The following is a 26,459-nucleotide window of genomic DNA, read 5'->3' on the forward strand; positions in this document are numbered from 1 at the left end:
ACATGGCAGGATCCACCCGGGCCGAGCACCCTCGGCAGGCTGAGGAGCGGGAAGGCGACCTCGTCACGCGCCCGGTGCGCATCGCCGCGGCGTGGGCATGGCGATGGATCATCATCGTGCTCGCCTGCGTGCCAATCTTCTGGCTGCTCGCGAAGACGACGTTCATCGTCGTCCCGCTCGTGGTCGGTGTGCTCCTCACGGCGCTCCTCGTGCCGCTGACGAACTACCTGCGCAATCAGCTGCGTTGGCCGAAGGGCCTCGCGCTGCTCGCGGCGCTTGTCGCGTTGTTTGGCGCGATCGCGATCCTTGTCGGGCTCGTCGTGCAAGCGTTCCGCTCGGGCGAGCGCATCGACTTCACGCTGATCGAGGAGCGCTATCAGGAGCTCATGGTGTGGGCGGAGTCGTCACCGCTGCACCTCAGCGAAGACCAGCTCATCTCGTGGTTCCAAGGCATGAGTACCTGGCTCGAGACGAACGTCGGCACGCTCATCGAAACGACCCTGACCGCCGGCAGCACGCTGGGCGCCATCGCGACCGGGTTCGCCTTCGCGCTGTTCGCGCTCATTTTCTACCTGCTCGACGGCCGTCGCATCTGGCTGTTCGTCGTGAGCCTGTTCCCGCGCGCGGCCCGCGCTGCGGTCGACGGCGCGGGGGAGCGCGCGTGGATTACCGTCGGGCACTACGTGCGCGTGCAGGTGGTCGTGGCACTCATCGACGCCGTCGGCATCTTCATCGGCGCAGTTGTGCTCCAGGTGCCGTTCGCGCTCGCCATCGGCATCATTGTGTTCCTCTTCGCCTTCGTGCCGCTCATCGGTGCGTTTCTTTCCGGCGCGGTCGCGGTCGTATTGGCGTTGCTGTCGCACGGACTCTGGACCGCGGTGATTATGCTGGTCATCGTGGTTGCCGTCATGGCGATCGAGTCGAACGTGCTGCAACCCCTGATCATGGGGCAGGCCGTGCAGATCCACCCGCTGGCGATCCTGGTGTCGGTGAGCGCCGGCTCGATCTTCGCCGGAGTCGCTGGCGCCGTCGTCGCCGTGCCGATCGTCGCCGCGACGAACGTGATGGTGCGGTACATCGCATCCGGCAAATGGCGAGACGAACCAGACCCGACCGAGGGCATGGTCATGCAACTCGATACCAACGCCGCAAAGGTTCCCAAGCGGCGACCAATCAAAATTCGCGTGAGAAAGAAGGCCACTCCTGGTGAGTGATTCGCTCGACACCTCGTTCGTCCCCTCCCTTGACGACGTGCGGGCCGCCCAAGCGACCGTGCGCCAGACGGCGCGCATGACGCCGCTCGACTCCGCCAGGTTCCTGCAGCAGTACGTCGGTTCGCCGGTGTTCCTCAAGGCCGAGAACCTCCAGCGCACGGGCTCGTACAAGCTGCGGGGCGCGACCAACCGGCTTTCGAAGCTCAGCGCCGAAGAGCGCGCCCGCGGCGTGGTGGCCGCCTCCGCCGGCAACCACGCGCAGGGCGTCGCCTTCGCTGCCCGCGAGCTCGATATTCCCGCGACGATCTTCATGCCGAAGGGTGTGCCGATCCCGAAGTTTGAAGCGACGGCCGGCTACGGTGCCGAGATCCGCCTCGAGGGCGACAATGTCGCGGAGTCGCTCGCCGGCGCGCAACGCTTCGCCGAAGAGACCGGCGCGGTGTTCATCCACCCGTACGACCACCCCGACATCATCACCGGCCAGGGCACGCTCGCCCTCGACATCGTCGAACAGTTGCCCGAGGTCGACACCGTGATCGTGCCGATCGGTGGCGGCGGTCTCGCGAGTGGCCTCGGCGCGACGCTGAAGCAGTACGCTGCCGAGCAGGGTCGCGAGATTCAGATCATCGGCGTGCAGGCCGAAAACACGGCTCCGTTCCCCGTTTCGATGCGTGCGGGACATCCCGTGAAGATCGCGGCGCGGCCGACGATCGCCGACGGCATCGCCGTGGCCGAGCCGGGGCAGCTCACCTTCGAGGTCGTGCGCAAGTTCGTCGACCGCATCATCACGGTGTCTGAGGGCGACCTGTCGCGAGCCATCCTGCTGCTGCTCGAGCGGGCGAAGCTCGTTGCTGAGCCGGCGGGGGCTGCGGCCGTGGCCGCGATCCTCAGCGGCCAAGTGCGCGACACGGGTACGACGGTTGCGCTGCTCTCGGGCGGCAACATCGACCCGATGATGCTCGAGAAGGTGATCTCGCAGGGCCTCACCGCATCCGATCGCTACCTCAAGCTCGTCATCGGGCTGCAGGATGTGCCGGGTCACCTTGCGCGCATTGCCACGATCCTCGCGGAGATCGGCGCGAACGTCATCGAGGTGCTGCACACGCGGCACAACAAGGCGCTGCAGATCGACCGGGTTGAGCTCGAGGTCTCGGTCGAGACACGCGGCACAAACCACGCCCGCCAGGTCATCCAGGCATTGCGAGAGGCGGGCTACGAGCCGCGCATCGATCGAAACGCGACGGTGTAGCCCGCCTCCGCAGGGTGGCGCTTTGCGCCTAGCTCTCGAACGTCTCGACGTTGACGATCTCGACCTCGACCTGCTTCCCGTTCGGGGCCTCGTAGCTCGTCTTCTCGCCGATCTTCAGGCCGTCGATGACCTGGCCGATCGGGCTGTCGGGCGAGAAGATGCGCAGCTCGGTCTCGGAGGCAAGCTCAGTGCTCGCGTAGAGGAAGTGCTGCTCGCGACCGGCGACCTTCGCGGTCACGACGGTGCCGAGCACGACGGTGCCGTTTGCCTTCGGTGCCTCGCGCACCTCGGCGGTCTTGAGCAGCGCTTCGAGCTCGGTGATGCGGGACTCGATCTGGCCCTGCTCGTCCTTCGCTGCGTGGTAGCCGGCGTTCTCCTTGAGGTCGCCGTCTTCGCGCGCTTCCTGAATCTCCTTGGCAATCTCCGTACGTCGCGTCGTCGAGAGGAACTCGAGTTCCTGCGTGTAGCGGTCGTACGCGGTCTGCGTGAGCCAGGTGGGTTCAGAGGTAGTCATCGGTCATTCTCCTTGGATATAGCAGCGCAGCCCCGACGGCGTCGAGGCTGCAGCAATGCCGACAGTCTAGCCCCTTGGTTTGCACGGCAGGCAGACACGCCGGGCGATCGGGGTTTTATTCGCTGGTGGCGGAGGTGCTCGATTCGTTGACCCAGCACTCGCGGACTTCGGCGGTGTCGGCGGCGCTCGTGGTGCGCAGCGTGACGTGCACGGTCTGGTGCTGTTGGGTCTGCGGCTCGAGTTCGACCACTTGGTAGCCAACGATTGACGAGGACTCGTTGCTCGCCTGAATCGCGCACGCCACGGGCGTCCCCGGCTGCACCGAGACTCGTGCCGTCACTGTGGTCGCGCTCGGCGAACCGACTGTGAACCCGCCGGTTTGTGCCTCGATTGTCGCCCCTGGATTCAGGGCAGTGAGGGCCCAGAACACGACGACAGCGATGACGAGGGCGACCGCGACGCCGATCGAGACTCCCGTGCGTCGCCGCGATGCGCGCGGCGACTTGCCATACCTGGCGTCAAGATCGGTCACGTCGTGCAATCCTCGCGATAAGATTTCCCTTTAGTGCCAGCGTACCGCCCGCACTCTGTAGCAACGGAATCAGGAGTCTCCTGTGTCGCTTCGGCTGCTTGCCGTCCATGCCCACCCCGACGACGAATCGTCGAAGGGAGCCGCCACGTACGCGTCGTACGTTCACGACGGTGCGGAGGTGATGATCGTGAGCTGCACCGGCGGCGAAGCCGGCAGCATCCTCAACACCGCGGTGCACGCGCGTTCGCACGCTGAACGCGACCTACCGGGCCTGCGCCGACTCGAAATGTCCGAGGCGCAGCGCGTACTCGGCGTCGAGCACCGGTGGCTCGGCTACCGCGACTCCGGCATGCCCGGCGACGGCATCCTCGAACCGGGCACGTTCGCGCGCATCCCGCTCGAAGTGAGTGTGCGCCCGCTGCTGCGGCTTATCCGCGAGTTTCGTCCGCACGTGCTCGTGACCTATGACGAGAACGGCGGTTACCCGCATCCCGACCACATCCGCACTCACGAGGTGTCGATGCTGGCGTGGCAGCTTGCGGGTGAACAGCGGTACCCCGAGCTCGGTGAGCCGTGGGCCCCGAGCAAGCTCTACTACGACCGCACGATGAATCAACGCCGCGCGAAGTCGATGGCCGACCTCATCAAGGACCACCCCGAGGTGCACCTCACCGAGCGCATGGAGGCGATGCTCGAGCGGCTCATGAGCGTCGAGGCGAACCTCACGACGCAGATCTCGATCGAGCGCCACTTCGAGGTGCGCGACGCCGCGCTGCGTGCCCACGCGAGCCAGGTGGGGCCCGAAGATGAGTTCTTCTTCGGCTACCCGCGCGACCTCGAGCGCGAGGCCTACCCCTACGACGACTACGAGCTCGTCGCGAGCCGGGTGGCGTGTGAGCTGCCCGAAACCGACCTCTTCAACGGCATTGATGCGGAGGCCGACGCCAAGTGAATCAGGTAGTCACCACGTTGTTCCTCGCGGCAACCGCGACGCCGACGCCCACCGACCAGCCGTTTGACCCCGTCGACGTGACGCCTGGCCCGGTCGGATTCTTTGCGACCGCGGCGTTGTTCATCGCGGTGGGCCTCATTGCGATGAGCCTGATGCGCCGATCGGCACGCGCGAACGCCCGCTACGACATCCGCGAGCAGCTCGAGCGCGAAGAGCTCGAGCGCAAGGCTCGCGAGCGTGAGGGTGGCGAGGCTGCTGCTGCGGGCTCGGCTTCGGAGGCGGAGGGCACCGACCCGACGCAGGAAGCGCGGGGTGACGAGGACCGACGGTCATGACCGAGACGCGCAACACCGCCCACGTCGAGGGGCTCGGTACGTTCGAGCCGAGCGACACACTTACGACCATGCTGCGTCGCCGGGTAGCGGCGGGGCGCGACTCGGTTTTCGCCGAGCACCGCGTCGACGGCACCTTCACACCGATCACCATCGGCCAGCTTGACGACGACGTCCGTGCCCTCGCTCGCGGGCTCATGGCGGCAGGCGTGCAGACCGGCGACGCCGTCGGCATCATGGCGGGCACTCGCTACGAGTGGACCGTCGCGGACTTCGCGGTGCTGGCCGTCGGTGCGCTCGTCGTGCCGATTTACCACACCTCGTCGGCCGAGCAGCTCGTGTGGATGTGCACCGACGCCGACATTCGCACTGTCATCGTTGAAACCGAGGACCACGCCGCTCTTGCAGAGGGCGTGCGCGCCGACACCGCGCTCGAGCGCATCATCGTGATCGACCGTGGCGACCTCGACGGCCTCGTTGCGGAGGGCGTCGAGGCCGAGATCGGCGACGACGAGCTCGACGCCAGGGCCGCGAGCGTCGGCCTCGAAGACCTCGCGTCGATTGTCTACACCTCGGGCACAACGGGCCGGCCCAAGGGCGTCGAACTCACGCACCACAACTGGCTCGCGCACGTGATCAACGGCGTCAGCGAGCCGGGACTCGGCGAGGTCGTGCTGCCAAACGACGCGGGTGTCGCGAAACGTACGCTACTGTTCCTGCCGCTCGCGCACGTGTACGGCCGCTTCGCGCAGTTCCTGTGCGTGCACTCGAAGTCGGTGCTCGGCTACGCGCCGAACACGAAGAACCTCGTCACCGACCTGCAGGCCTTCGAACCGACGTGGCTCATCGCCGTGCCGCGCGTGTTCGAGACGGTCTACAACGCTGCGGATGCGAAAGCCGGCAAGGGCGTCAAGCTTCGGCTCTTCCGTTGGGCCGTCGACGTCGCGGTGGCGTACTCGGAAGCGCTCGACCGCGGCCGCCCGAACGTGGCCCTTCGCGCGCGCCATTCGCTCGCCGATCGGCTCGTGCTCGGCAAGCTGCGCGAGGTCATGGGCGGCAAGGTCGACTACGCGATCTCGGGCGGTGCGGCGCTGTCGCTGCGCCACGCGCACTTCTTTCGAGGTCTCGGCGTCACGATCATGGAGGGCTACGGCGCCACCGAGACGACGGCGCCCGCGAGCGTGAACCGCCCCGGCCGCATCAAGGTCGGCACCGTCGGTGCGCCCTATCCGGGCATGTCACTCGCCGTGGCCGACGACGGCGAAGTGCTCATCAAAGGTCCGAGCCTGTTCCGCGGCTACCACAACAACGCCGAGGCCACCGCTGAGGCGATCGACGGCGAGGGCTGGCTGCGCACCGGCGACCTTGGCGAACTTGACGCCGACGGCTACCTGCGAATCTCGGGCCGTAAGAAGGAGATCCTCGTCACGGCGGGCGGCAAGAACGTGCAGCCGGCCGTGCTCGAGAACGCGCTCCGCTCGCATCCGCTCATCGGCGAGATCATGGTGGTCGGCGAGGGAAAGCCGTTTATCGGCGCGCTCGTCGCCCTCGACGAGGCGATGCTGCCCGGTTGGCTCGAGAACCACGACATTGCGCCGTTGACGCTCGAGCAAGCGCGCACGAACGACGCCGTGCGCGCGACGCTGCAGGAGGCCATCGACCGGGCCAACGAGCACGTGTCGCGCGCCGAATCCATCCGCAAGTTCGAGATCGTGCCGCGCATGTTCAGCGAGGACCGCGGCGAGGTGTCGGCGTCGACGAAGCTGATTCGCCGGGTAGTTGAGGTGAACTTCGCCGAGTCAATGGCGAAGATCTACGACCGCAAGTAGCGCCGATCTGCGCCGGTTGCTACGTGGTGACCGGGTGCAGCACGATCAGCAGGATCGCGACCCAGTGGCACACCCATGCGGCGACGGTCGCGGCGTGGAAGATCTCGTGGAAACCAAAAGTGTTCGGCCACGGGTTTGGCCGCTTGAGCGCGTACACAACGGCGCCGCCCGTGTAGATGAGGCCGCCGACGACGACGAGCACCATCATGCCGACCGAGGCGTGCACGAGGTCGACGATGTACATCACGGCGATCCAGCCGGTGACGAGATAGAGGGCGACGTAGAGCCAGCGAGGCGCAGTGATCCAGGCGACATTGAAGACGATGCCGACGATCGAGATGCCCCAGACGAGGCCGAACAGCAGCCAACCCTTGTCGGGCGGCAGCGCGAGCATGGCCAGCGGGGTGTAGGTGCCCGCGATGAGCAGGAAGATGTTCGCGTGGTCGAAGCGTCGCAGCAGTGCCTTGGCCCGCGGCTTCCAGTCGAAGCGGTGGTAGAGCGCCGACATGCCGAAGAGGATGATCGAGCAGAGCGTGAAGATGCTGACGGCGAAGACGCCGCGAGCGGTCGACACGAACGGGAAGAGCAGGGTGCCGAGCACGAGCGCGAGCGGCGCCGCACCGGTGTGCAGCCAGCCCCGCAGCAGGGGCCGCGCAACAGCGAGATAGTTCTCCTGCGTCGGGGCGGCCTCGCCCGCAATCGGGTCGGTGGTTCGCGGCGCACGGGTCATCATCACGCTTGCGATGCTACGCCGTCGACTAGATTTGCGGATGTGAATCGACGAACCGTTGTGCGCATCCCGAGGTTTCTCTATCGGGTCTATGCGCGACGGTTGTGGAAGTCGCTCGTGCGCACGCAGGTGCGCCCGCAGCACGTGGCGATGATCATCGACGGCAATCGTCGCTGGGCGAAGCAGGTCGGTCTGGCGGATGCGGCGGCCGGGCACCGCGCGGGCGCGGCGAAGATGATCGAGTTTCTGCAGTGGTGCGATCGCGCCCACATCGGCACGGTCACGCTGTACCTGCTCTCGCGCGACAACCTCACCAGTCGCTCGTCAAAGGAGCTCACGCAGCTCATGACGATCATCGGGCACCTCGCGGAGCAGATCGCCGAATCCGGCCGGTTCCAGGTGCAGCACGTTGGCTCGTCCGAGGGCCTCGCGCCGGAGCTGGCCGAGACGCTCGAGCGCGTCGTCGCCGCAACGAGCAGCGCCACGGGCCCGCACGTGAACCTCGCGATCGGTTACGGCGGCCGCAACGAAATCGTCGACGCGATGCGTTCGATCGTGCGCCGCCACGCGGACTCCGGCGGGAGCATCCAGGAGCTCGCCGACATCGTGACGCCCGAGACGATCGGCGAACACCTCTACACCGGCGGCCAGCCTGACCCCGACCTCATGATCCGCACCTCGGGCGAGCAGCGGCTCAGCGACTTTATGCTCTGGCAGACGGCGCACGCCGAGTTCTACTTCGTCGAGGCGCTCGGGCCCGATCTGCGCGAGGTCGATTTCCTCCGCGCTCTCCGCGACTTCGGCAAGCGCGAACGACGCTACGGCTCGTAGCGCGAGCCGAGCCTCCGGCGGGCGGCGTCGCGACACGCCGGGCGACGCGCGCGACACGCCGAAGGTTCAAGTGCTGCCTTCGACTTTTCCGGCCAGCGAGCCGACTCAAATGTTGACTTCTTTCACACCAGTCACATCCGTAACGCCTTGAGTGAACTTCCGGTTACGACTTCGGAGGCATCTTCGGATTCCGGGGCTCGCTGCACGGTTTGTGAGCCAGGGCGGCGTAGCTTGCAGGTATCAGGTATGCGTCCTGATCGAAGCGGCCACACAAGTTCGTTTCGACACCCAGTGGCCGTTTTGCACCAGCAACGAGCATCCCGCTCGGCGAGGAGCAGCTTCCGTGACCAGCACCACCACTCCTGACCACCTCGATGACGCCAGCCGGGGCAAGCCCGGGCCTGAGGTCGAGCAGCTGAACGGGGGTGAGTCGGGCGCGAACGTCGCGGTGCGCACCTACGTGCTCGACACCTCCGTGCTGCTGAGCGACCCCCCGCGCCATGTTCCGCTTTGAGGAGCACGAAGTCGTGATCCCCATCGTTGTGATCACCGAGCTCGAGAAGAAGCGTCACGATCCCGAGATCGGCTATTTCGCGCGCCAATCGCTGCGCCTGCTCGACCAGCTCCGGGTCGAATACGGCCGGCTCGACCTGCCGATCCCGGTGGGCGAGCAGGGCGGCACGATCCGCGTCGAGCTCAACCACTCGAACCAGCAGATCCTGCCGAGCGGCATGCAGCAGGGCGACAACGACACCCGCATCCTTGCGGTGGCCGCGAACCTCGCCGACGAGGGCGCGCATGTCACGGTGGTGTCGAAGGACACCCCGATGCGTGTCAAGGCATCGGCGATCGGCATGTCGGCCGACGAGTACCGTCATGAGCTCGCGCGCGACACCGGTTACACCGGCACCGGCCAGCTCGCCCTCGGCGCCGACGACATGAGCGACCTCTACGAGCACGAGGAGATCTCGACCGACGAGGTCGCCGAGCATCCCATCAACACCTCGCTCGTCATCAGCTCCGAACGGGGCTCGGCCCTCGGCCGGGTCGTCGACCGCGGCCGGGTGCGCCTCGTGCGCGGTGACCGCGACGTCTTCGGCGTGCACGGGCGCTCGGCCGAGCAGCGCCTCGCGCTCGACCTGCTCATGGACCCGACGGTCGGTATCGTCTCGATCGGCGGCCGCGCGGGCACCGGTAAGTCGGCGCTCGCGCTGGCCGCGGGGCTCGAGAACGTGCTTGAGCGGGGTCTGCAGCGCAAGATCATGATCTTCCGCCCGCTCTACGCGGTCGGTGGCCAGGACCTTGGCTACCTGCCCGGCGACGCCGACGAGAAGATGAGCCCGTGGGGCCAGGCCGTCTATGACGCGCTCTCGTCGATTGTGTCGGACAACGTCATCGACGAAGTCATCAGCCGCAACATGCTCGAGATTTTGCCGCTGACGCACATCCGCGGCCGTTCGCTGCACGACGCGTACGTGATCGTCGACGAGGCCCAGTCGCTCGAGCGCAACGTGCTGCTCACGATGCTCTCGCGCATCGGCCAGAACTCGAAGGTGGTGCTCACGCACGATGTCGCGCAGCGCGACAACCTCCGCGTCGGCCGCCACGACGGCATCGCGTCGGTCATCGAAACGCTCAAGGGCCACAAGCTGTTCGGCCACATCACGCTGACCCGTTCGGAGCGCAGCGACATCGCCGCGCTCGTCACCGATCTGCTTGAGGACTACAACTTCTAGCCAATCGTGACGCGGCCGCCGAGGAGTCCTGTGGATAACTCGGCGGGCGCGTCGTCGTTGCTCGGTAGCCTCGGGCGCGTGTGGGGGAGCATCCTGGTCATTGGCTACGCGGCGGTCGCGACGGTGCCGCTCGTGCGCATCGACCTGCGCGAGCACCGCCTGCCGAACGTCTGGACGCTGCCGGGCTGGGTCGCGGCAAGCGTCGGCGTGCTGCTGCAGTGGGGCATCACAGCGCAGTTCCCGGTCGCCGCGGTGCTCGCGGGCGTGCTCGCGCTCGTGTTGTTCGGCGCCTTCGCCCTCGTCGCCGGCATGGGCATGGGCGACGTCAAGCTCGCGGTGCCACTCGCCGTTGGGCTCGGGCTGCTCGGCGGGCACACTCCGCTGATTGGCCTGGTGGTCGCGTTCGTCGCGGGAGGGCTCGCCGCGAGCGTCACGCTGTTGCGCACGCGGCGGCGGGATGCCCAGCTCGCGTTCGGCCCGTGGCTGCTCGTCGGCTTCTGGTCCGCCGCCGTGGGCGAACTCTCCGGCGGCGTGCATGCCGGTCAACTAGGCTAGAAAGGTCGAATTTTCGCCGTGGAGAAAGGCACATACGTGGTGAACACCCCCGAGACCGAGTACCGGATCGAGCACGACACGATGGGGGAGGTGCGCGTGCCGAAGGACGCCCTGTACGCCGCGCAGACCCAGCGTGCCGTGGAGAACTTCCCGATTTCGGGCAGCCGACTCGAGGACCGCCAGGTGATCGCGCTCGCGCAGATCAAGCGCGCCGCGGCGATCGTCAACGAGCGCCTCGGCATCGTTGACTCGGCCCGCGCCCAGGCGATCGTGCAGGCCGCCGAGACGGTGATCGGCGGCGCACACCTCGACCAGTTCCCGATCGACATCTACCAGACCGGTTCGGGCACGTCGTCGAACATGAACATGAACGAGGTGCTCGCGAACCTCGCCACCACCTCGCTCGGCGAGCAAGTGCACCCGAACGACCACGTCAACGCGTCGCAGTCGTCGAACGACGTGTTCCCGACCTCGGCCCACGTCGCCGTCACCGGCTCGCTGCTCGAGGAGCTCGTGCCCGCGCTGACGCACCTCGCCGAGGCCCTCGAGGCGAAGGCTACCGAGTGGAAGGACGTCGTGAAGGCGGGCCGCACCCACCTCATGGACGCGACGCCGGTCACCCTCGGCCAGGAGTTCGGTGGCTACGCTCGCCAGATCCGCCTCGGCATCGACCGCGTCAACGCGACCATCTCGCGCGTCGCCGAGGTGCCGCTGGGTGGCACCGCGACCGGTACCGGCATCAACACGCCGGCCGGCTTCTCGGAGCAGGTCATCGCCGAGCTCGCGTCGAACACGGGCCTTCCGCTGCACGAAGCGGCCGACCACTTTGAGGCGCAGGGCGCGCGCGACGGCCTCGTCGAGGCGTCGGGTGCGCTGCGCACCATCGCCGTCTCGCTCGTGAAGATCAACAATGACCTGCGCTGGATGGGCTCCGGCCCGAACACCGGCCTCGGTGAGCTCGCGATCCCCGACCTGCAGCCCGGTTCGTCGATCATGCCCGGTAAGGTCAACCCGGTTGTGCCCGAGGCCGTGCTCATGGTCGCCTCGCGCATTATCGGCAACGACGCGACCATCGCGTTCGCGGGCGCGTCGGGTTCGTTCGAGCTCAACGTGCAGATCCCGGTCATGGGTACCGCGCTGCTCGAGTCGATTCGCCTGCTCTCGAACTCGGTGCGGGTGCTCGCCGACAAGACCGTTATCGGCCTCACCGCGAACGTCGAGCACGCCCGCGACCTCGCCGAGTCGTCGCCCTCGATCGTGACGCCGCTCAACCGTGTCATCGGCTACGAAGCCGCCGCCAAGGTCGCGAAGCACGCCGTGGCGAACAAGGTCACCGTGCGCCAGGCGGTCATCGATCTCGGCTTCGTCGAGCGCGGTGAGATCACCGAGGCCGACCTCGACGCCAAGCTTGACGTGCTGAAGATGACCTCGCCGAACCTCTAGCGAGTCACCAACGAGTGAGGGCCCCGGACAATTCGTCCGGGGCCCTCACTCGTTGGTGCGCGAACTCGGTTCGGCTAGTTGGCCGGAATCTGATCGGCGATCGACGCCGCGACTTCCTGCACCGACTCGACCGAGCCCGAACCGAACACGATGTACGTCGCGTCGTCACGGGTTGCGACGAGCACGTAGCGGTTGTTGCCCGCATCCTCGCGCGAGAGTTCGGTGTAGTCGTACTCGTCCCACATCACGCCGCCGACCTCGGTGGTGCCGGTGGGGGTGCGGTTGCCAACCTTGTCATAGGTCCAGGTGTCGTTGGCATTGACGCCCTGACGAATGCCGACGAACTGCTGCGCGTTGTCGTCAACGACGTCGAGCAGGCCGATGTACCACTCGGTCACGTCGTCGTTGCCGGTGCGAATCTCGGTGCCATTCGATTGCCAGTTCTCGCTCAACTCGGGCACCACCAGGGGAACCTCGAACTGAGGCTGCGCCTCTTCGGCGGCGGCCGCGAAGTCGATGTCGGGGATTTCCTCGGCGTCGTTGCGCGGCACGATCAGCACCATGACGAACATGAGCACCACACTGACGCCGAGGGCCGCGATGAGATTCTGAATCGTCTTGCGCTGGCGATACTTGCGCGACGACTCCGCCTTGCGGGCGGCTGTCTCTTCGGGGGTTTCCGGTCGGCCGAGTTCGGCGACAACCGGGGGATCTTGGGGGCGCTCGGCCAAGTGTTACTCCTGGGAGGATTCGGGGGTGTGCTGGTCGCGGGCCCGCTCGAGGCGCTCACGAGCGCCCTTGAGCCACTGTTCGCAGCGTGCAGCGAGCGCCTCCCCGCGCTCCCACAGTCGCAGCGACTCTTCGAGTGGTTGCGAGCCCTGCTCGAGCGACTGCACGACGAGGGCAAGCTCGTCGCGGGCCTGCTCGAAGCTGAGTTCGTCGACGGGGGTGGGCTCGGACGCCTGGGTTTCGGCCATGGTGCTCATTCTACGGTTGCCTCGATTCTGCCGTCGGTGACACGGATATTGAGTTTCGCGCCCGGCTCGACGCCGGACGTGGTGGTGACGAGCCCGGGCTCGGCGCCGTCGACGCGTTCAACGATGGCGTAGCCGCGCTGCAGGGTACCGAGCGGTGAGAGCGCCGCGAGGCGGTGGCCGAGGCCGCTCACCTCGTCGGCGGCCCGGCGCAGGTGCCAGTCGATGAGCTCGCTGCCGCGCGTCGCCAGCCGACCGACCTCGTCGCCGCGCTGGTCGATGATCCAGCTCGGGTTCGCGAGGGCCGGGCGCGAGCGCAGGTCGTCGAAGCGCCGCCCCTCGACGCGCACGAGCTCGGTCACGTGGCGGCGGATGCGCGCCCGCAGCTGCGTGACGAGGTCGAGCTGCTCGGCGACGTCGGGGACGACTCGCTTCGCCGCATCGGTCGGGGTGGATGCGCGCAGGTCGGCGACCTCGTCGAGGATCGGCCGGTCGGCCTCGTGGCCAATCGCGCTCACGAGCGGCGTCGTGATGGCCGCCGCGGCGCGCACGAGCGTCTCGTCGCTGAAGGGCAGGAGGTGGAGGAAGTCGCCGCCGCCACGGGCGATGATGATGACGTCGACCTTGGGGTCGTCGTCGAGCCGCTGCATCGCCGCGAGCACCTCGGCGGCGGCGTTGTCGCCCTGCACGCGCGCGTACTCGGTGCGGAACTGTACGGCGGGCCAGCGCAGTTCGGAGTTGCGCCGAACATCCTTCTCGGCATCGGAGTCGCGGCCGGTGACGAGACCGATCTTGTTCGGGAGGAACGGCAGCGCGCGCTTGCGGCTCGCGTCGAAGAGTCCCTCGTCGGCGAGCTTGCGGCGCAGTCGCTCAAGCTGCTCGAGCAACGTGCCAAGGCCGACGTGGCGCATGTCATAGACCTGCAGCGAGAGTGAGCCGCCCTTGACCCACACGTCGGGCTTTGCGTTGATGATCACGCGGTCGCCCTTGCGGAACTCTTCGGTGAGGCGTTCGCGCACCGACCGCCACATGACGATCGAGAGCGAGGCATCCTGCTCGAGATCGCGGATCTTGGCGTAGGCGTGGCCGCCGCGGATGTCGTAGCTCGTCAGCTCGCCCTCGACCCAGGCAGAGCCAAGCCGGGAGACCCAATCGTGGATCGCCTGAGAGATGTACGACACCTGAAACGGCTGCTCGGGGGAGGACTGGTTCACCGCCAAGCGAAATCACCTGCCTTACCTGCGCGAGTCAACCTAGAATGGTGACGATATGAGTGGCCGAGCTGTAAATCTTTCCATGCCCCGCGTTCCGCGGCCGGCTGTCACCCTTGAGGATCGTCCGGTGGACGGTCACAAGCGGGTGCTGCTTGCCGCCCCTCGAGGATACTGCGCCGGCGTTGACCGGGCCGTGGTGGCTGTGGATAAAGCGCTCGAGCGCTACGGCTCCCCGGTCTATGTGCGAAAGCAGATCGTCCACAACAAGCACGTGGTATCGGAGCTCGAGCAGCGCGGCGCGATCTTTGTCGACGAGGTCGACGAGGTGCCCGAGGGCTCGCACCTCGTGTTCTCGGCACACGGCGTTTCGCCAATGGTGAAGGAGGCGGCCGCCGAGCGCGAGCTGCAGACCATCGACGCCACCTGCCCGCTCGTAACGAAGGTGCACCGTGAAGCCACGCGCTTCGCGAAGCAAGACCGCCAGATTCTGCTCATCGGCCACGTCGGCCACGAAGAGGTTGAGGGCACCGCGGGCCACGGCGGCGAGAACGTCACGATCGTGAACTCGCCTGACGAGGCCGACACCGTCGTGGTGCCCGACCCCGACAATGTGGTCTGGCTCTCGCAGACGACGCTCTCGGTTGACGAGACGATGGAGACCGTGAACCGGCTTCGCGCCCGCTTCCCGAACCTGCAAAACCCGCCTTCGGACGACATCTGCTACGCCACACAGAACCGGCAGGTCGCGATCAAGAAGGTCGCGGCCGAGTCTGACCTCGTCATCGTGGTCGGGTCGTCGAACTCGTCGAACTCGGTGCGCCTCGTTGAAGTTGCGCTGCAGCACGGCGCGAAGGCGTCATACCGCATCGACTACGCCGACGAGATTCAGCAGGAGTGGCTCGACGGCGTCGAGACGGTCGGCGTGACCTCCGGCGCATCCGTGCCCGAGGTGCTCGTGCAGGAGACCATCGACGCGCTCGCGACCGCCGGCTATGGCGACGTCGCCGAGGTGCAGACGGCGGTTGAGGACCTCATGTTCTCGCTGCCGAAGGAGCTCCGCAAGGACCTCGAGCACGACGATCGCGGTCTCGGTGGCCACGGTGGTGGCGTGTCCTCGAAGTCATAACCAGAGCGTTGTAGGCAGAGCGGGGCTGGCGGATGCGCGCATCCGCCAGCCCCGCAGCCAGGGTCGAGCGCGGCGTAGGTCGCCCGCTCGGCCCTATTTATTGTGTCGGCGTGGGGCTCGACGCAGGCGCGCCATTCGCGAACCAGTCGATGATCTCGGGATGCGAGAACATCGCCGCCGTGACGACGGCGAGCGTGATCGCGACGGCGATGACGGCGCCGACGGCGGCGCACCACATCGCCCGTTTGCCGGCGTTCCACCGACGCACGGCCACGTAGAGCCAGACGGCGTAGTTCACGAGCTGCGCGATCACGCCGGTCGTGGCGACGACACCGAGGTCGGCTGGTCGCGTGTAGTCGCCGAGGTCGAGCTGGTGATACAGCAGCGCGACCTGCGTCACGAGCGATTGCTCGGTGACGCTCGACATGTGAATGATGGTGCCGAAGATGCCGAGCACGAACAGGCCGATGCCCATGATGCGGTCACTGCGCAGCCGGAGGCGGCGCAGTTCTTCGGGTGAAAACTGGCCACCGGGCCCTGGCTGGTTGCCGCGGGGCCCGGTGGATGGGGGTTGGGTCACGGGTGGCGCTAGATGGACTGCGACTTGCCGTGCGAACCGAGCTGCTGCGTGGCTTCGACGATGCGCTCCGACATGGCGGTTTCGGCCTTCTTGCCCCACGAGCGGGGGTCGTAGACCTTCTTGTTGCCAACTTCGCCGTCGATCTTGAGGAAGCCGTCGTAGTTCTTCAGCACCGTGTCGGCGACCGAGCGCGAGAACGCGTACTGCGTGTCGGTGTCGATGTTCATCTTGATGACACCGTTGCGCACCGCCGTCGCGATCTCTTCGGCCGACGAACCCGAGCCACCGTGGAACACGAGGTCGAGCGGCTTCTCGGTGGTGCCGTACTTCTCGGCAATGCCCGCCTGCAGCTCGGCGAGGAGCTCCGGGCGAAGCTTCACGTTGCCGGGCTTGTACACACCGTGCACGTTGCCGAAGGTGAGCGCGGCCATGTAGCGACCCTGGTCGCCGAGGCCAAGCGCCTCAACGGTGGCGACGACGTCGTCGATCGTGGTGTAGAGCTTGTCGTTGATCTCGGCGGCAACGCCATCCTCTTCACCACCGACGACGCCGATCTCGACCTCGAGGATCTGCCCGTTGTTCTTGATGCGGGGCAGTAGCTCCTTTGCGATTTCGAGGTTTTCGGCGAGCGGCACGGCCGAGCCATCCCACATGTGCGACTGGAAGATCGGCTCTTCGCCGCGCTTCACCGCGTCTTCCGACGCGGCGAGCAGCGGCAGAACGAACGTGTCGAGCGCATTCTTCGGGCAGTGGTCGGTGTGCAGCGCCACCGTGATCGGGTAGTTCTTCGCGACCTCCTTGGCGAACGCCGCCATGGCGAGCGCGCCGGAGGCCCGGGCAGTGCGGGTCTGGCCGGCAAAGTAGTCGGCGCCGCCGGTCGTGACCTGCAGGATGCCGTCAGAGCCGGCCTCAGTCAGGCCCTGCAACACAGCGTTGATGGTCTGCGAGCTAGAGACGTTGATCGCCGGGTAGGCGAATCCGCCGTCCTTGGCGCGGTTGAGCATTTCTGCGTACTGGTCGGGTGTGGCGATGGGCATAGCGACTCCTTCACTGTCGATCGACACCGAGCATCGACTCTCGCAGTGTATCGATGTGTGTTGGACGCAGCTTGCAGGTGAATGGTCATCTGCGCGTTGTGTCGCGCCGGTAGTCTGAAGTCAGATTTTCCACGACCGAAAGGGTTCAGCGTGTCCGAAGTCATTGAAGCGGAGCTCATTGAGCACCCCGACCGCAACCTCGCGATGGAGCTGGTTCGCGCCACCGAGGCCGCCGCGATTCGCGCTGTGCCCTGGATCGGTCGCGGCAACAAGAACGGCGCCGACGGCGCAGCGGTCGATGCGATGCGCAAGTTCCTCGCGACGGTGGAGTTTCAGGGCGAGGTCGTGATTGGCGAGGGCGAGAAGGACGAGGCGCCCATGCTCTTCAACGGCGAGATCGTCGGGAACGGCAGCGGGCCGCTCTGTGACATCGCGGTCGACCCGATCGACGGCACGAGCCTCACCGCGGCGGGCCGCCGCAACGCGATCAGCGTGATCGCGGTGGCCGACCGCGGCTCGATGTACAACCCCAAAGAGGTCTTCTACATGGAGAAGATCGTCACCGGCCCGGCCGGCAAGGGCATCATCGACCTCGAGCGGCCGATCGGCGAGAACATCACCGGCCTCGCGAAGGCGCTTGGCAAGCACGTTGAAGACATGACCATCGCCGTGCTCGACCGTCCCCGCCACGAAGAGCTCATCGCCGACATTCGCGCGACCGGCGCGGGCACCTCGCTGCTGCTCGACGGTGACGTCGCTGGCGGCATCAACGCCGCGCTCGAAGACGGCACGGTCGACATGTGCGTCGGCATCGGTGGCACCCCCGAGGGCATCATCACCGCCTGCGCAATCAAGGCGCTAGACGGCGTCATGCAGGGTCGCCTCTACCCGCGCAACGACGAGGAGCGCAGCAAGGCCGTCAATGCCGGCCACGAGCTCGGCCGCGTGCTTTCGGCCGACGACCTCGTGCGCACCGACAACACCTTCTTCGTCTGCACCGGCGTGACCGACGGTGGCCTCGTGAAGGGCGTCAACCGCGAGCGTGACCGCATCACGACCGACTCGGTCGTGCTGCGCGCCCGCTCGGGCACGTTCCGCCGCGTCACCGCGGTGCACCGCGCATCGAAGTGGCTCGCCGACGAGGCGTAAGTCACTCACGAACCCAGGTCGAGCCCGGGCACCGGTCAGCGGTGTTCGGGCTCGACTTCTGCATCGGGCACGAGTTCGGGCGCAGTGACGGCGCGCGGCGTCTTCTCGACCGACTTTGGGGTCTCGATGGGCTTAGCCGCAGCATCGAACTCGGCGAGGCGCCGCGCGGTCGGCAACACGCGGCTCTCGTACGAGCCGACGAACTGGTCGTAGGCCTCGACCGAGCCCCGGAGTTGACGACCGAGTTTCGCGAGGTGGCCGGATGCGGTGCCGATGCGGCGGTAGAGGTCGCTTGAGAGCGCCAACACCTGCTCGACCGACTCGCTCACGCGCTCCTGTTGCCAGGCGGCGGCGATTGATCGCAAGATGGCCCAGAGGGTGGTCGGCGAGGCGAGGGCGACGCCCTTCGCGAAGGCGTCGTCGAGCAGTGCCGGGTCGGCCGTGACCGCGGCCGAGAGCGCAGCCTCGCTCGGCAGATATGCGACGACGAAGTTGGGCGACCCCACGACAACGGCCTGGTAGTTGCGAGCACGCAAGGTGTCGACGTGACCGCGCACGGCCTGCGCATGCTCGCGCAGCAGGCGCGAGCGGAGTTTCGCGTCGGCCTCCGTGCCGGGCTGGGGCACGCGCATCCCCTCGAGGAAGCGTGTCATCGGCGCCTTCGCATCGATGACGAGCGCGTGCTCGCCAGGCAAATGCACGACGGCATCGGGGCGCAGCACACCGTCGTCGCCGTTCACCGAGACTTGGGTGTCGAAGTCAACGTGGGGGAGCATCCCCGCGCTCTCGAAGAGATTTCGCAATTGTGCCTCACCCCAGTTGCCGCGAGCGGTGCCGGAGCGCATTGCGGCGGTGAGCTGCTCGGTGGCCGCCCGCAGCTCGGCGTCGGAGCTCGCCTGCACGCGCAGCTGCTCGCTGAGGCGGCCGTGCAGCTCGAGGCGTTCTTGTTCGAGTTCGCGCACAGTTACGCGCAACCGAGAGAGTTCGCTGCGCATCGGCGCGAGCTCCTGCAGGATGCGCGCATCGCCCGAGCCGCGAAGCTCGGCCTGCGTCTGGGCCTGCCGCAGTTCGTCAACGCGCGCCTCGGCGGTCATGGCCCGCCCGCGCGTGACGAGCACGCCGATTACCGCGCCGAGGGCGACGCCGATGAGAATGCCGATGATGAGTCCCGCGATGTCCATGCCTGCACCTTGCCACGAGCCTGCGACATGGTCCGCGAGCGACTAGGAGTTGCGCCGGAACAGCCCGCGAATGCCGCCCGGACGCTGGCGCGGAGACGCCGTCACTGCGGGCACCGGGGCCGGGCCCGGCAGCGTCGCGGTCTCGAGCCAGCTCGCGAACGAGGCCCACTCGAGGACGAGCCCGTTGCCAGTGGGACGCCCGTAGGCGTCAGCGATCGCGAGCGCAGCCTGGAGCGGCTCTTCGTCGGCCGTGCGCTGCTTGGCGAGGGCCGCGCGAGCCTGCACACCCGGAAGCTCCGTGAGGATGCCGTGCTCGTGGAGCGCCTCGACGATCGCGTCAAAGCGTTCCGTCATCGGTGGCTGGGCCTTCACGAGGCGACGCCGACGGTCGGCGAGGGCACGTACTGCAAGGCTGGCCGCTGCGCTGTCGGACTTCGCGAGTTCGAGCAGCTTTGCGTCGGCGAACGATGCGTGCGCACGCTCGAGCGCATCGACATACTCTTCGAGCTCGCGGCCGTGCAACTCGTCGTAGCTTTCGGCGAGCTCGTTGAACTTCTCAGCCACTCGAGGCGAACGCGTGCCCGCGAGAACCTCGCAGGTCGCGGTCCACGAAGCGGGCGGGTCGCCCGGGCGTGGGTTTGCCGTTGGCACGGCGTCGAGCGGCTCGGCTTCGCCCCAATATGAGAGCACGACGCGCTGTACGTCGTAGGAGTCGGGTGTGGCGCGGGCCGCGGCAACGAGCAGGTTGTCGGCGGCGCGCTCGGCGGTGTCGACGAGATCGGATGCGGCCATCGCCGCCTCAAGCTGTGTCAGGTCGTCCGTGGCGGTGGGCTCGGCCGGCTGTTCGGCATCCTCAGCAGCCTTGGTTGACTCGTCGTCGGCGTTGTCTTTGTCGTCGCCGTCGTCAGCCGCCACAGCTGCGCTCGCCGCGCTGTTGCGGCGCACGACCTCCTCGTGCGCACGCTCGAGCAGGAGGCGACGCAGCGGCAGGTAGACCTCTTCGGCGTCATCGGGGTGGAGCATCCGGGCCGCTTGCGCCGCATCGGCGGGCAGGTCGGCAGCGGTGCCGTCCTCGCCCCATGCCCGCAGCGCGGCCAGGGACTTTGCGCCGAATGCGCGGCGCGTGCGAGCACCAGGCTCGGCGATGACGGTGCGCCAGGCGAACTGTTCGGGGAAGACCTCGGGCCACGTCTCGGCAATTTCGTCGATGGCTCGATGGTCGTCGAAGGCGTCCGCGAGAATCAGCGCGATGCCCGCCTGTGCATCCTTGTCGTTGCGCTCTCGCAGCGAGTTCCACCGAGCCAGCGCCCTGCGGTAGGCCGTGTCGCCGCCATCGGCAATGATCGCGATTGCGATGCCCGTGGCGTCGATGTTTTCTGGTCGCTCGAGCAGCTGCTGCCAGCGGGGTGCGGTCAAGGGATGCTCCTTGCGATGGTCAAAATGTTGCGTCGGCCACGAGCTGATCGTGGTTCGGTGCGTCCTCGGGTTCCAAGTCGCGGATCTGCACGCGCGATGAGCTCGCGAGCTCGTTCATGTCGGTGAACCCGCCGGTGCGCGCGACATCGACGACAATCGCCGCACATGCTTCGGCATCCGCGAGGGGGTCGTGGTGGTTCTCCAGGGTATAACCGGCGGCGGCCGCGGCGCGAGGCAGTTTGTACGAGGGGAGCTGGTAGCTCGTGCGGGCGAGCCGGAGCGAGCAGAAGTAGCGCATCCCGGGCACCGGGAGCTGGCTCGCGCGCGAGGCCGCGACGATGACGCCAATATCGAAACCTGCGTTGTGCGCGACGACGACGTCATCACCAATGAACTCGACGAGTCGGTCGAGACTCTCGCGCCAATGGGGAGCCCGGGCGACCCGTTCGGGACTCACCCCATGCAACTGAATATTGAACGGCTCGAACCGGTCGTGTCCTTCGGGAGGATGGATGAGCCAGGTTGCACGTTCAACCACCTCGCCATCGCGCACCCGCACCACACCGACTGCGCAGGCGGAGGCGGGGGAGCGGTTGGCCGTTTCGAAGTCGACGGCGGTGAAACTGACTGACATGTGGCTCAATGGTGGCACGACCTCCTGACATTGTCGGGGCCGCCGCAGGCGATCCGCCCGGCCGGTAGACTAGGGCGCCGTGGCTCTTACTATCGGAATCGTCGGACTGCCCAACGTCGGCAAGTCCACCCTCTTCAACGCGCTGACCAAGAACACGGTGCTTGCCGCGAACTACCCGTTTGCGACGATCGAACCGAACGTCGGCGTCGTTGAGCTGCCGGATGCTCGGCTGGGTCAGCTCGCCGAAATCTTCGGCTCGCAGCGGCTTCTGCCCGCGACCGTCTCGTTCGTTGACATCGCCGGCATCGTGAAGGGCGCGAGTGAGGGTGAGGGGCTCGGCAACCAGTTCCTCGCGAACATTCGTGAGGCGGATGCGATTGCTCAGGTTGTGCGCGGCTTCTCCGACCCTGACGTCGTGCACGTCGACGGTGCGGTCTCGCCGGCGAGCGACATGGAAACGATCAACACCGAACTGATTCTTGCCGACCTGCAGACGCTCGAAAAGGCAATTCCGCGCTTCGAGAAGGAAGTCAAGGGCAAGAAACTTGACGCGGCGGTGCTTGGTGCGGCCAAGGATGCGCTCGCCGTGCTCAACGACGGCAAGCTCCTGTCTGGCAGCGACCTCGACCTGACGCCGATTCGCGAGCTCGGGCTGCTCAGCGCGAAGCCGTTCATCTACGTGTTCAATGTCGACGAAGAGATCCTCGCCGACCAGGGAAAGCTCGACGAGCTCGCCGCGTTGGTCGCGCCGGCGCAGGCGGTTTTTCTCGATGCGAAGACCGAGTCGGAGCTCATCGATCTTCCGGCCGACGAGGCAGCTGAATTGCTCGAGGCGCTGGGCCAGGATGAGTCGGGTCTCGACCAGCTCGCCCGTGTCGGGTTCGACACCCTCGGGCTGCAGACTTACCTGACGGCGGGCCCGAAGGAGGCGCGCGCCTGGACGATTCGCAAGGGCGACAAGGCGCCGCAGGCCGCCGGTGTCATCCACACTGACTTTGAGCGTGGCTTTATCAAGGCTGAAATCGTGTCGTTTGAGGATCTCCTCGCGGCCGGTTCGATGCAGGATGCGAAGGCTGCCGGCAAGGTGCGTATGGAGGGCAAGGACTACGTCATGCAGGACGGCGACGTGGTGGAGTTCCGCTTCAACGTGTGACCTGCCGCTTCTGCGTGCATCGCCCCGGTCGTCGATGGCGACCGGGGCGATCGTCTTCTACCAGGTTCGTGGGTAGTCGAGCGTCAGCAGCGTGTCATCGCGGATGTCGCGCAGGATCGTTTCATCGAGTTCGCCGATCCGGATGCCGCGCGATCGCTGCGGGGTGATCACATCGTTTCCGGGGTTCCACGCGCGGAGGACGGCGATGCGGGAGACGTGCGGGACATAATTGGGTAGTTCGCGAAGCCAGCCGAGCCAGCGTTCCGCGCTGATCTCTTCCTCGAGGGCAGGATCAGCCCGCCGGCCGATCAGCGAGTCGCAGTCGCACATGCGTGTTGTCAGGGTGAAGACGCGTGAAGAGCTGCGCACACGGCTCGAGCCGATGCTCATCTCTTCGGCGACGGGCGCGACGCTGAGCCGTTCCGTGGTGAATCGGTGGAACTCGGTGGTGAAGGCCGCGGCGTTCACCGCCCAGAGATTGATCGCGCACATGGGCGTTCACGCTATCAGCTCGGCGGGCGGCGTGGCCCCACGATAAGCGCGCCGCGGAGCTGGACAGCGAGTCGGGATACTGAGACCTGATGAAGGGCGGAGAGCCGTGCAGGTCCTGCGGGAACGGATGATGCATAGCGAATGGCACTGGTGGCAGACAGACGGCTGTACGTACCGGAATGCGACCGCATCGCCACAGATAGGAACGAACCCGGACCTGTGGGAAACGCCGGTCAGTGCACCCTAGCGTTGTTCCCAATCTGATCGGGACAATGCGAAGCGTGAGTACGTGGAAGTCACCCCGAGAAACATGTCGTCATCACCTGCGCCGGTGCGCGTCAAGCCGATCCGCTCCAGCACGCGGAGCGAACCGACCTTGGCGTCGACCGCCTCCGCCCATACGGACGAGAGCTTGAGCGCGTCGAACCCATACTCAAGCCCCGCCGAGGCCGCCATTGTCCCCAAGCCTCGACCCCACCGAGAGGAAGGACCGATGACGAATCCGAGTTCGCGCGTACTCCGCTCGTCCCCATGGAGGTCCACATATCCCACGACGTCATCTCGCGTTACAGCGGACAGCCGGACGACCTGGGGATCTGGTGCCGCGATGGATGCTACCCACCAGACAGTCAACTCCTCGACCGTCGCACGGTCGCTCCACCTGGCATGAGCAAGAAACACCGGATCGGATGCCCATTCGGCGAACGTGCCGGCATCAGACACGTCCATCGGCCGCAGGGTCAGTTTCATGAATGACAGTCCGTGCGATGCATCATCTATCGGCCCTCCTCGGATCGGAATGCGGCATCTGCCTGCGGATAGTTCGCCGCGACAAATGAACGCGCACGGTCCACGAATTCGTTCACTCGGATCACCCGACCGCGCCAGGGGAGATGACATCGAGCCCAGCCGTCTCTGCCGCTTCCCCAAGCCGACGGTCGTAGGTCAAGACAGCATCAGCGTCAAGGCGAATGGCGGCCTCCAGATGCAAGGCATCAAGCGTACGCAGATACTGCATCGGCAGGAAACCAGCGGATCGATACGTTGCGCGGTCGAGGGCCGCCAGCGACACACCCTCCAAGAGTGCGCTCACTTTCGACTGGTCCCGACCTTCCCGGACCGCCATGCGACGCAGTTCGGTCTCAAGAAGATCACTCGAGACAAGGCACGAATCCTCGCGATCAAGCCAGTTCACTAGCTCTTGCGTCTCGGGCTGAGCAACAAGCAGTGCGCCGAGCGCGGACGTATCGACATACACCAGCGGAGCCGTACTCACACCCGATCTCCCCGCAGTTCGTCGAGGATTCGGTTCATCGGCCGGTCGCGGTCAGTCGGCTGAGGCTTCAGGTCGGACCAACCACCGACTCGCTTGGCCGGTCGCGAGATGGGTAGCGCGGACGGCGGAGCATCGAGCGGAACGATGCGCCCGACGGGGATACCGCGATTGGTCAGCACGAACGAATGCCCCTCGCTCACCTCACGCAGCACGCGTCCAGATTCGTTGCGCAACTCGCGCTGCGAGAGGCTCTCACTGTGTGCTTCAGCCGTACTCATGTACCAATCGTAGCACCCGTGCTACACGTTGAAGCGGAACTCCACGGAGTTCCGCTTCAACGTGGAGTCGCGTTCCGGTTCAACCTCTGGCGCGAACGCCGGACCCCGCAGCGAGGTCCGGCGTTCGGGCTCTCAATGGGGCTACGACTGGAAGAAGCTCGCCTTTGGATGATGCCATTGCTCAAGGTTAGTTTGCTTATCTGGAGTGCCGTACATATTGGAGTATGGGACGTGATCTTGAAGACCTCCGCTCACAGCTCTCTGACCGAAGCGAGCGTGTGGGGCAGCTTGACGCCGAGCGGGAAGACAAGCCGCGGACCTCGATTTCGACTCCAGCGTCTGACGAGGAGCAGTTTTGGGCGCTTCGCGAACTGCAAGCGCGACGTGAGGGTGACCCCAGTAGGGTCGGTGGAGCGGTCATGATTGTCGGCAGCCTTAACTTGTCTGACGGCGCACCCGTTGTATGGCAGCAGAGTACTGGCAGTGACGGTCTGCTTGAAACCGACTGGTCGGACCTCGCTGGAGCGTTCAGCGCGCTGGGGCACCCCGGACGCCTGAAACTCATTCGACACATCCTCTCGGGCGTGCATGCAACCGCGGAACTTTCTGAGATCGCGTCGCTTGGAACCACGGGGAAACTGCACCATCATTTACGGCAGCTCGTTGCGGCTGGTTGGGTGCGGCAGAGTGCGATCGGTGCGAGCCACCGTTTTTGCGGAATCCTTATGCTCGGTCGTCGCCCGGAGCGAGAGCGTTGCGGTGATCTCGGCGACGATCGCACCACTCAACAGCAGCCACCGGTTCTCGCAGTGTTCCTCTCGTCGAGCATTGCCGCGGCCGCGTGCCCGGGCTACCCATGACAGCGCATGCGAGAACCCCGCTCGGCCGCGGGCAGGAGTCGCGGCACGAGCCGAACGAGCACGACCATCGCCACGAGCTCGACGAGCGTCTGTGTGACGACAACGAGCGGCGCCAGACTCAACGTCGCCGGAAGCGCGAGCGCGATCGGCAACACCACGAGTGAATTTCGTGTCGCGGCGCTGAAAGCCACGGCGCGCCGTCCCGAGGTCTCGAGTCTGGCGATGCGACCTACGAGCATCCCGATCGGCACCATGACGACGACGAAGGCCACGCACACGGGCACCACAACGACGAGCGAACCAAGGCGCGCACCGACACCACCGATTTGAGACGCCACGACCACGGCCAGAGTGGCGACCATGAGCGGCACCATGGCCGACTCGCCTGCGGCTTCGAGCATCCGCCCCGCCCGCCATCGAGCGGCGGCGGCCTGCGTCAGAGTTGCAGCCAACAGTGGTAGCGCGATGATGAACACGAATGCCTCGATGAAAGGCGTCAATTCGATGGGTCGCACGACACCGGGCCCGACGAAGATCCAGAGAAAGGCCGGAAGCAGGAGCAACTGCCCGAGCATGAGGATTGGTGCGGCCGACAGAAGCCGTTGCGCGTCACCGCCCGCGAGCCGTGCAAACACGATCACGTAATCGACGCAGGGCGTCAGCAACACCATGAGCACGCCGACGAGCAACGCCGGTTCGTGCGCGACGAACCGCGAAAGCGGCCAGACCACGAGCGGCACCAGCACAAAATTCAGCACCAGCACAGTCGAGAGGAACCGCCAGTCGCGAAGCCCCCTCCCCACCTTGCGCATCGGGATGCCAAGGAAGGTGACGAACAGTAACAGCGCGAGGATGGGCTGAACCACTACCTCGGCGGGGCCCGCCACAGTCGGCCAGAGTAAGCCACAGGCTACCCCTGCGCCGATCCCTGCGACGTAGAGCACGATCTGATGCCGCTCCATCCACCTCACGCCCGCGCTCATATGAGTCCAATCTGGCACATCTGGTTCACCCATGCACTGCGCTCGTCGTGACGGTCATGATCTTGGTGGTCTCGTCGTGAAAGGGTGCCCGCAGCTTCGTCGTACCGGCGGCGCCCAGGCCGCGTCGGCGGAGCGGAGCGAAACTCGGGAATCGGACACTTTGAGTCGGAGCGTGAAATTGAGAAGCAC

Annotated in this window: 28 protein-coding genes and 1 pseudogene; 13 read left to right on the forward strand and 16 right to left on the reverse strand. The window is 66.4% G+C overall.

Annotated features, from left to right (window positions below; translation table 11 throughout):
* Positions 1-2: 2 nt before the first annotated feature.
* The gene (locus M3M28_RS04675; protein ID WP_249387660.1) at positions 3-1,214 is read left to right on the forward strand and encodes an AI-2E family transporter; all 1,212 of its coding nucleotides are present in this window, start codon (positions 3-5) and stop codon (positions 1,212-1,214) included.
* Positions 1,207-2,463: a threonine ammonia-lyase gene (gene ilvA / locus M3M28_RS04680; RefSeq protein WP_249387661.1), complete on the forward strand. Its 1,257-nt coding sequence runs from the start codon at positions 1,207-1,209 to the stop codon at positions 2,461-2,463. The genes M3M28_RS04675 and ilvA overlap by 8 nt, the downstream gene beginning before the upstream one ends.
* Before the next feature lie 28 nt (positions 2,464-2,491).
* Here the strand turns inward: ilvA and greA are convergent, their stop codons facing one another.
* Entirely contained in the window at positions 2,492-2,977 is a 486-nt protein-coding gene (gene greA, locus M3M28_RS04685) for a transcription elongation factor GreA (protein WP_249387662.1), read from the reverse strand.
* A gap of 115 nt (positions 2,978-3,092) precedes the next feature.
* Positions 3,093-3,509 carry a DUF4307 domain-containing protein gene (locus tag M3M28_RS04690; RefSeq protein WP_249387663.1) on the reverse strand — a complete coding sequence of 139 codons (417 nt, stop codon included), beginning with the start codon at positions 3,507-3,509 and terminating at the stop codon, positions 3,093-3,095.
* An 82-nt stretch (positions 3,510-3,591) separates the two neighbouring features.
* On the opposite strand from M3M28_RS04690, the gene mca reads away from it, so the two are divergent.
* The 3 genes from mca to M3M28_RS04705 are packed head-to-tail and all read left to right on the forward strand — an operon-like array spanning position 3,592 to position 6,622.
* Positions 3,592-4,461, forward strand: coding sequence for a mycothiol conjugate amidase Mca (mca, locus tag M3M28_RS04695; RefSeq protein ID WP_249387664.1), 870 nt, complete (start codon positions 3,592-3,594; stop codon positions 4,459-4,461).
* Positions 4,458-4,796 carry a hypothetical protein gene (locus M3M28_RS04700; RefSeq protein WP_249387665.1) on the forward strand — a complete coding sequence of 113 codons (339 nt, stop codon included), beginning with the start codon at positions 4,458-4,460 and terminating at the stop codon, positions 4,794-4,796. Before mca ends, M3M28_RS04700 begins: the two co-directional genes overlap by 4 nt.
* Complete coding sequence (locus M3M28_RS04705) at positions 4,793-6,622, forward strand: AMP-dependent synthetase/ligase (RefSeq protein WP_249387666.1); 1,830 nt, start codon at positions 4,793-4,795, stop codon at positions 6,620-6,622. Before M3M28_RS04700 ends, M3M28_RS04705 begins: the two co-directional genes overlap by 4 nt.
* Positions 6,623-6,641: 19 nt before the next feature.
* Here the strand turns inward: M3M28_RS04705 and trhA are convergent, their stop codons facing one another.
* Complete coding sequence (trhA, locus tag M3M28_RS04710; RefSeq protein WP_249387986.1) at positions 6,642-7,355, reverse strand: PAQR family membrane homeostasis protein TrhA; 714 nt, start codon at positions 7,353-7,355, stop codon at positions 6,642-6,644.
* A gap of 39 nt (positions 7,356-7,394) precedes the next feature.
* Between trhA and M3M28_RS04715 the strand changes: the two genes are divergently transcribed.
* From M3M28_RS04715 to M3M28_RS04730, 4 genes and pseudogenes are all read left to right on the forward strand, one after another.
* Positions 7,395-8,183, forward strand: coding sequence for an isoprenyl transferase (locus tag M3M28_RS04715; RefSeq protein ID WP_249387667.1), 789 nt, complete (start codon positions 7,395-7,397; stop codon positions 8,181-8,183).
* A 415-nt stretch (positions 8,184-8,598) separates the two neighbouring features.
* Positions 8,599-9,919: pseudogene (locus tag M3M28_RS04720) on the forward strand (PhoH family protein).
* A 30-nt stretch (positions 9,920-9,949) separates the two neighbouring features.
* The gene (locus tag M3M28_RS04725) at positions 9,950-10,474 is read left to right on the forward strand and encodes a prepilin peptidase (protein ID WP_249387668.1); all 525 of its coding nucleotides are present in this window, start codon (positions 9,950-9,952) and stop codon (positions 10,472-10,474) included.
* 81 nt (positions 10,475-10,555) lie between these two features.
* Positions 10,556-11,917: a class II fumarate hydratase gene (locus tag M3M28_RS04730; protein WP_249387987.1), complete on the forward strand. Its 1,362-nt coding sequence runs from the start codon at positions 10,556-10,558 to the stop codon at positions 11,915-11,917.
* Positions 11,918-11,991: 74 nt separating this feature from the next.
* Here the strand turns inward: M3M28_RS04730 and M3M28_RS04735 are convergent, their stop codons facing one another.
* From M3M28_RS04735 to xseA, 3 genes are read right to left on the reverse strand one after another with little or no spacing between them, the layout of a single operon-like run.
* On the reverse strand, positions 11,992-12,648 hold the full coding sequence (locus tag M3M28_RS04735) for a DUF4245 family protein (protein ID WP_249387669.1): 657 nt from the start codon (positions 12,646-12,648) through the stop codon (positions 11,992-11,994).
* Positions 12,649-12,651: 3 nt separating this feature from the next.
* The gene (locus M3M28_RS04740) at positions 12,652-12,894 is read right to left on the reverse strand and encodes an exodeoxyribonuclease VII small subunit (RefSeq protein WP_249387670.1); all 243 of its coding nucleotides are present in this window, start codon (positions 12,892-12,894) and stop codon (positions 12,652-12,654) included.
* A gap of 5 nt (positions 12,895-12,899) precedes the next feature.
* Positions 12,900-14,105 carry an exodeoxyribonuclease VII large subunit gene (xseA, locus tag M3M28_RS04745; protein ID WP_249387988.1) on the reverse strand — a complete coding sequence of 402 codons (1,206 nt, stop codon included), beginning with the start codon at positions 14,103-14,105 and terminating at the stop codon, positions 12,900-12,902.
* A gap of 82 nt (positions 14,106-14,187) precedes the next feature.
* Here xseA and M3M28_RS04750 point away from each other — a divergent pair, with 82 nt between their 5' ends.
* A complete protein-coding gene (locus M3M28_RS04750) occupies positions 14,188-15,231 on the forward strand; it encodes a 4-hydroxy-3-methylbut-2-enyl diphosphate reductase (RefSeq protein WP_249387671.1) in 1,044 nt (347 codons plus the stop codon).
* Between the two features lie 97 nt (positions 15,232-15,328).
* Here the strand turns inward: M3M28_RS04750 and M3M28_RS04755 are convergent, their stop codons facing one another.
* Positions 15,329-15,910: a DUF6264 family protein gene (locus M3M28_RS04755; RefSeq protein ID WP_249387672.1), complete on the reverse strand. Its 582-nt coding sequence runs from the start codon at positions 15,908-15,910 to the stop codon at positions 15,329-15,331.
* The gene (gene fbaA / locus M3M28_RS04760) at positions 15,820-16,848 is read right to left on the reverse strand and encodes a class II fructose-bisphosphate aldolase (protein ID WP_249387673.1); all 1,029 of its coding nucleotides are present in this window, start codon (positions 16,846-16,848) and stop codon (positions 15,820-15,822) included. The genes M3M28_RS04755 and fbaA overlap by 91 nt, the downstream gene beginning before the upstream one ends.
* A gap of 204 nt (positions 16,849-17,052) precedes the next feature.
* On the opposite strand from fbaA, the gene glpX reads away from it, so the two are divergent.
* Positions 17,053-17,997, forward strand: a complete 945-nt coding sequence (gene glpX, locus M3M28_RS04765) for a class II fructose-bisphosphatase (protein WP_249387989.1) — start codon at positions 17,053-17,055, stop codon at positions 17,995-17,997.
* Positions 17,998-18,032: 35 nt separating this feature from the next.
* Here the strand turns inward: glpX and M3M28_RS04770 are convergent, their stop codons facing one another.
* From M3M28_RS04770 to M3M28_RS04780, 3 genes are read right to left on the reverse strand one after another with little or no spacing between them, the layout of a single operon-like run.
* On the reverse strand, positions 18,033-19,178 hold the full coding sequence (locus M3M28_RS04770; protein ID WP_249387674.1) for a DNA recombination protein RmuC: 1,146 nt from the start codon (positions 19,176-19,178) through the stop codon (positions 18,033-18,035).
* A 42-nt stretch (positions 19,179-19,220) separates the two neighbouring features.
* A complete protein-coding gene (locus tag M3M28_RS04775) occupies positions 19,221-20,594 on the reverse strand; it encodes a hypothetical protein (RefSeq protein WP_249387675.1) in 1,374 nt (457 codons plus the stop codon).
* 19 nt (positions 20,595-20,613) lie between these two features.
* Positions 20,614-21,228 (reverse strand): 3'-5' exonuclease, encoded by a 615-nt coding sequence (locus M3M28_RS04780; protein ID WP_249387676.1) that lies wholly within the window; start codon positions 21,226-21,228, stop codon positions 20,614-20,616.
* A gap of 79 nt (positions 21,229-21,307) precedes the next feature.
* On the opposite strand from M3M28_RS04780, the gene ychF reads away from it, so the two are divergent.
* Entirely contained in the window at positions 21,308-22,381 is a 1,074-nt protein-coding gene (gene ychF / locus M3M28_RS04785) for a redox-regulated ATPase YchF (RefSeq protein WP_249387677.1), read from the forward strand.
* A gap of 57 nt (positions 22,382-22,438) precedes the next feature.
* Here ychF and M3M28_RS04790 read toward each other — a convergent pair whose 3' ends face one another.
* The 4 genes from M3M28_RS04790 to M3M28_RS04805 form a co-directional block, all read right to left on the reverse strand.
* The gene (locus tag M3M28_RS04790) at positions 22,439-22,873 is read right to left on the reverse strand and encodes a hypothetical protein (protein WP_249387678.1); all 435 of its coding nucleotides are present in this window, start codon (positions 22,871-22,873) and stop codon (positions 22,439-22,441) included.
* A gap of 243 nt (positions 22,874-23,116) precedes the next feature.
* The gene (locus M3M28_RS04795; RefSeq protein ID WP_249387679.1) at positions 23,117-23,623 is read right to left on the reverse strand and encodes a GNAT family N-acetyltransferase; all 507 of its coding nucleotides are present in this window, start codon (positions 23,621-23,623) and stop codon (positions 23,117-23,119) included.
* Between the two features lie 121 nt (positions 23,624-23,744).
* Positions 23,745-24,149 (reverse strand): type II toxin-antitoxin system VapC family toxin, encoded by a 405-nt coding sequence (locus M3M28_RS04800; protein ID WP_249387680.1) that lies wholly within the window; start codon positions 24,147-24,149, stop codon positions 23,745-23,747.
* Positions 24,146-24,427, reverse strand: a complete 282-nt coding sequence (locus tag M3M28_RS04805; RefSeq protein ID WP_249387681.1) for a type II toxin-antitoxin system Phd/YefM family antitoxin — start codon at positions 24,425-24,427, stop codon at positions 24,146-24,148. The genes M3M28_RS04800 and M3M28_RS04805 overlap by 4 nt, the downstream gene beginning before the upstream one ends.
* Before the next feature lie 419 nt (positions 24,428-24,846).
* On the opposite strand from M3M28_RS04805, the gene M3M28_RS04810 reads away from it, so the two are divergent.
* Positions 24,847-25,287, forward strand: a complete 441-nt coding sequence (locus M3M28_RS04810; RefSeq protein WP_249387682.1) for an ArsR/SmtB family transcription factor — start codon at positions 24,847-24,849, stop codon at positions 25,285-25,287.
* Here M3M28_RS04810 and M3M28_RS04815 read toward each other — a convergent pair.
* On the reverse strand, positions 25,278-26,270 hold the full coding sequence (locus M3M28_RS04815) for an arsenic resistance protein (RefSeq protein WP_249387683.1): 993 nt from the start codon (positions 26,268-26,270) through the stop codon (positions 25,278-25,280). The two genes, M3M28_RS04810 and M3M28_RS04815, sit on opposite strands and share 10 nt — an antisense overlap.
* Positions 26,271-26,459 lie beyond the last annotated feature (189 nt).

Source organism: Gulosibacter sediminis (assembly GCF_023370115.1).
GTDB lineage: Bacteria > Actinomycetota > Actinomycetes > Actinomycetales > Microbacteriaceae > Gulosibacter > Gulosibacter sediminis_A.

Bases quoted from the DNA above. Each gene is read 5' to 3' on its own strand.
- M3M28_RS04675 (WP_249387660.1), top strand. From the start codon at position 3: ATGGCAGGATCCACCCGGGCCGAGCACCCTCGGCAGGCTGAGGAGCGG.
- greA (WP_249387662.1), bottom strand. From the start codon at position 2,977: ATGACTACCTCTGAACCCACCTGGCTCACGCAGACCGCGTACGACCGC.
- M3M28_RS04705 (WP_249387666.1), top strand. From the start codon at position 4,793: ATGACCGAGACGCGCAACACCGCCCACGTCGAGGGGCTCGGTACGTTC.
- trhA (WP_249387986.1), bottom strand. From the start codon at position 7,355: ATGATGACCCGTGCGCCGCGAACCACCGACCCGATTGCGGGCGAGGCC.
- M3M28_RS04730 (WP_249387987.1), top strand. From the start codon at position 10,556: ATGGGGGAGGTGCGCGTGCCGAAGGACGCCCTGTACGCCGCGCAGACC.
- M3M28_RS04740 (WP_249387670.1), bottom strand. From the start codon at position 12,894: ATGGCCGAAACCCAGGCGTCCGAGCCCACCCCCGTCGACGAACTCAGC.
- M3M28_RS04750 (WP_249387671.1), top strand. From the start codon at position 14,188: ATGCCCCGCGTTCCGCGGCCGGCTGTCACCCTTGAGGATCGTCCGGTG.
- fbaA (WP_249387673.1), bottom strand. From the start codon at position 16,848: ATGCCCATCGCCACACCCGACCAGTACGCAGAAATGCTCAACCGCGCC.
- glpX (WP_249387989.1), top strand. From the start codon at position 17,053: ATGGAGCTGGTTCGCGCCACCGAGGCCGCCGCGATTCGCGCTGTGCCC.
- M3M28_RS04770 (WP_249387674.1), bottom strand. From the start codon at position 19,178: ATGGACATCGCGGGACTCATCATCGGCATTCTCATCGGCGTCGCCCTC.
- M3M28_RS04780 (WP_249387676.1), bottom strand. From the start codon at position 21,228: ATGTCAGTCAGTTTCACCGCCGTCGACTTCGAAACGGCCAACCGCTCC.
- M3M28_RS04790 (WP_249387678.1), bottom strand. From the start codon at position 22,873: ATGTGCGCGATCAATCTCTGGGCGGTGAACGCCGCGGCCTTCACCACC.
- M3M28_RS04795 (WP_249387679.1), bottom strand. From the start codon at position 23,623: ATGAAACTGACCCTGCGGCCGATGGACGTGTCTGATGCCGGCACGTTC.
- M3M28_RS04805 (WP_249387681.1), bottom strand. From the start codon at position 24,427: ATGAGTACGGCTGAAGCACACAGTGAGAGCCTCTCGCAGCGCGAGTTG.
- M3M28_RS04810 (WP_249387682.1), top strand. From the start codon at position 24,847: ATGATTGTCGGCAGCCTTAACTTGTCTGACGGCGCACCCGTTGTATGG.
- M3M28_RS04815 (WP_249387683.1), bottom strand. From the start codon at position 26,270: ATGAGCGCGGGCGTGAGGTGGATGGAGCGGCATCAGATCGTGCTCTAC.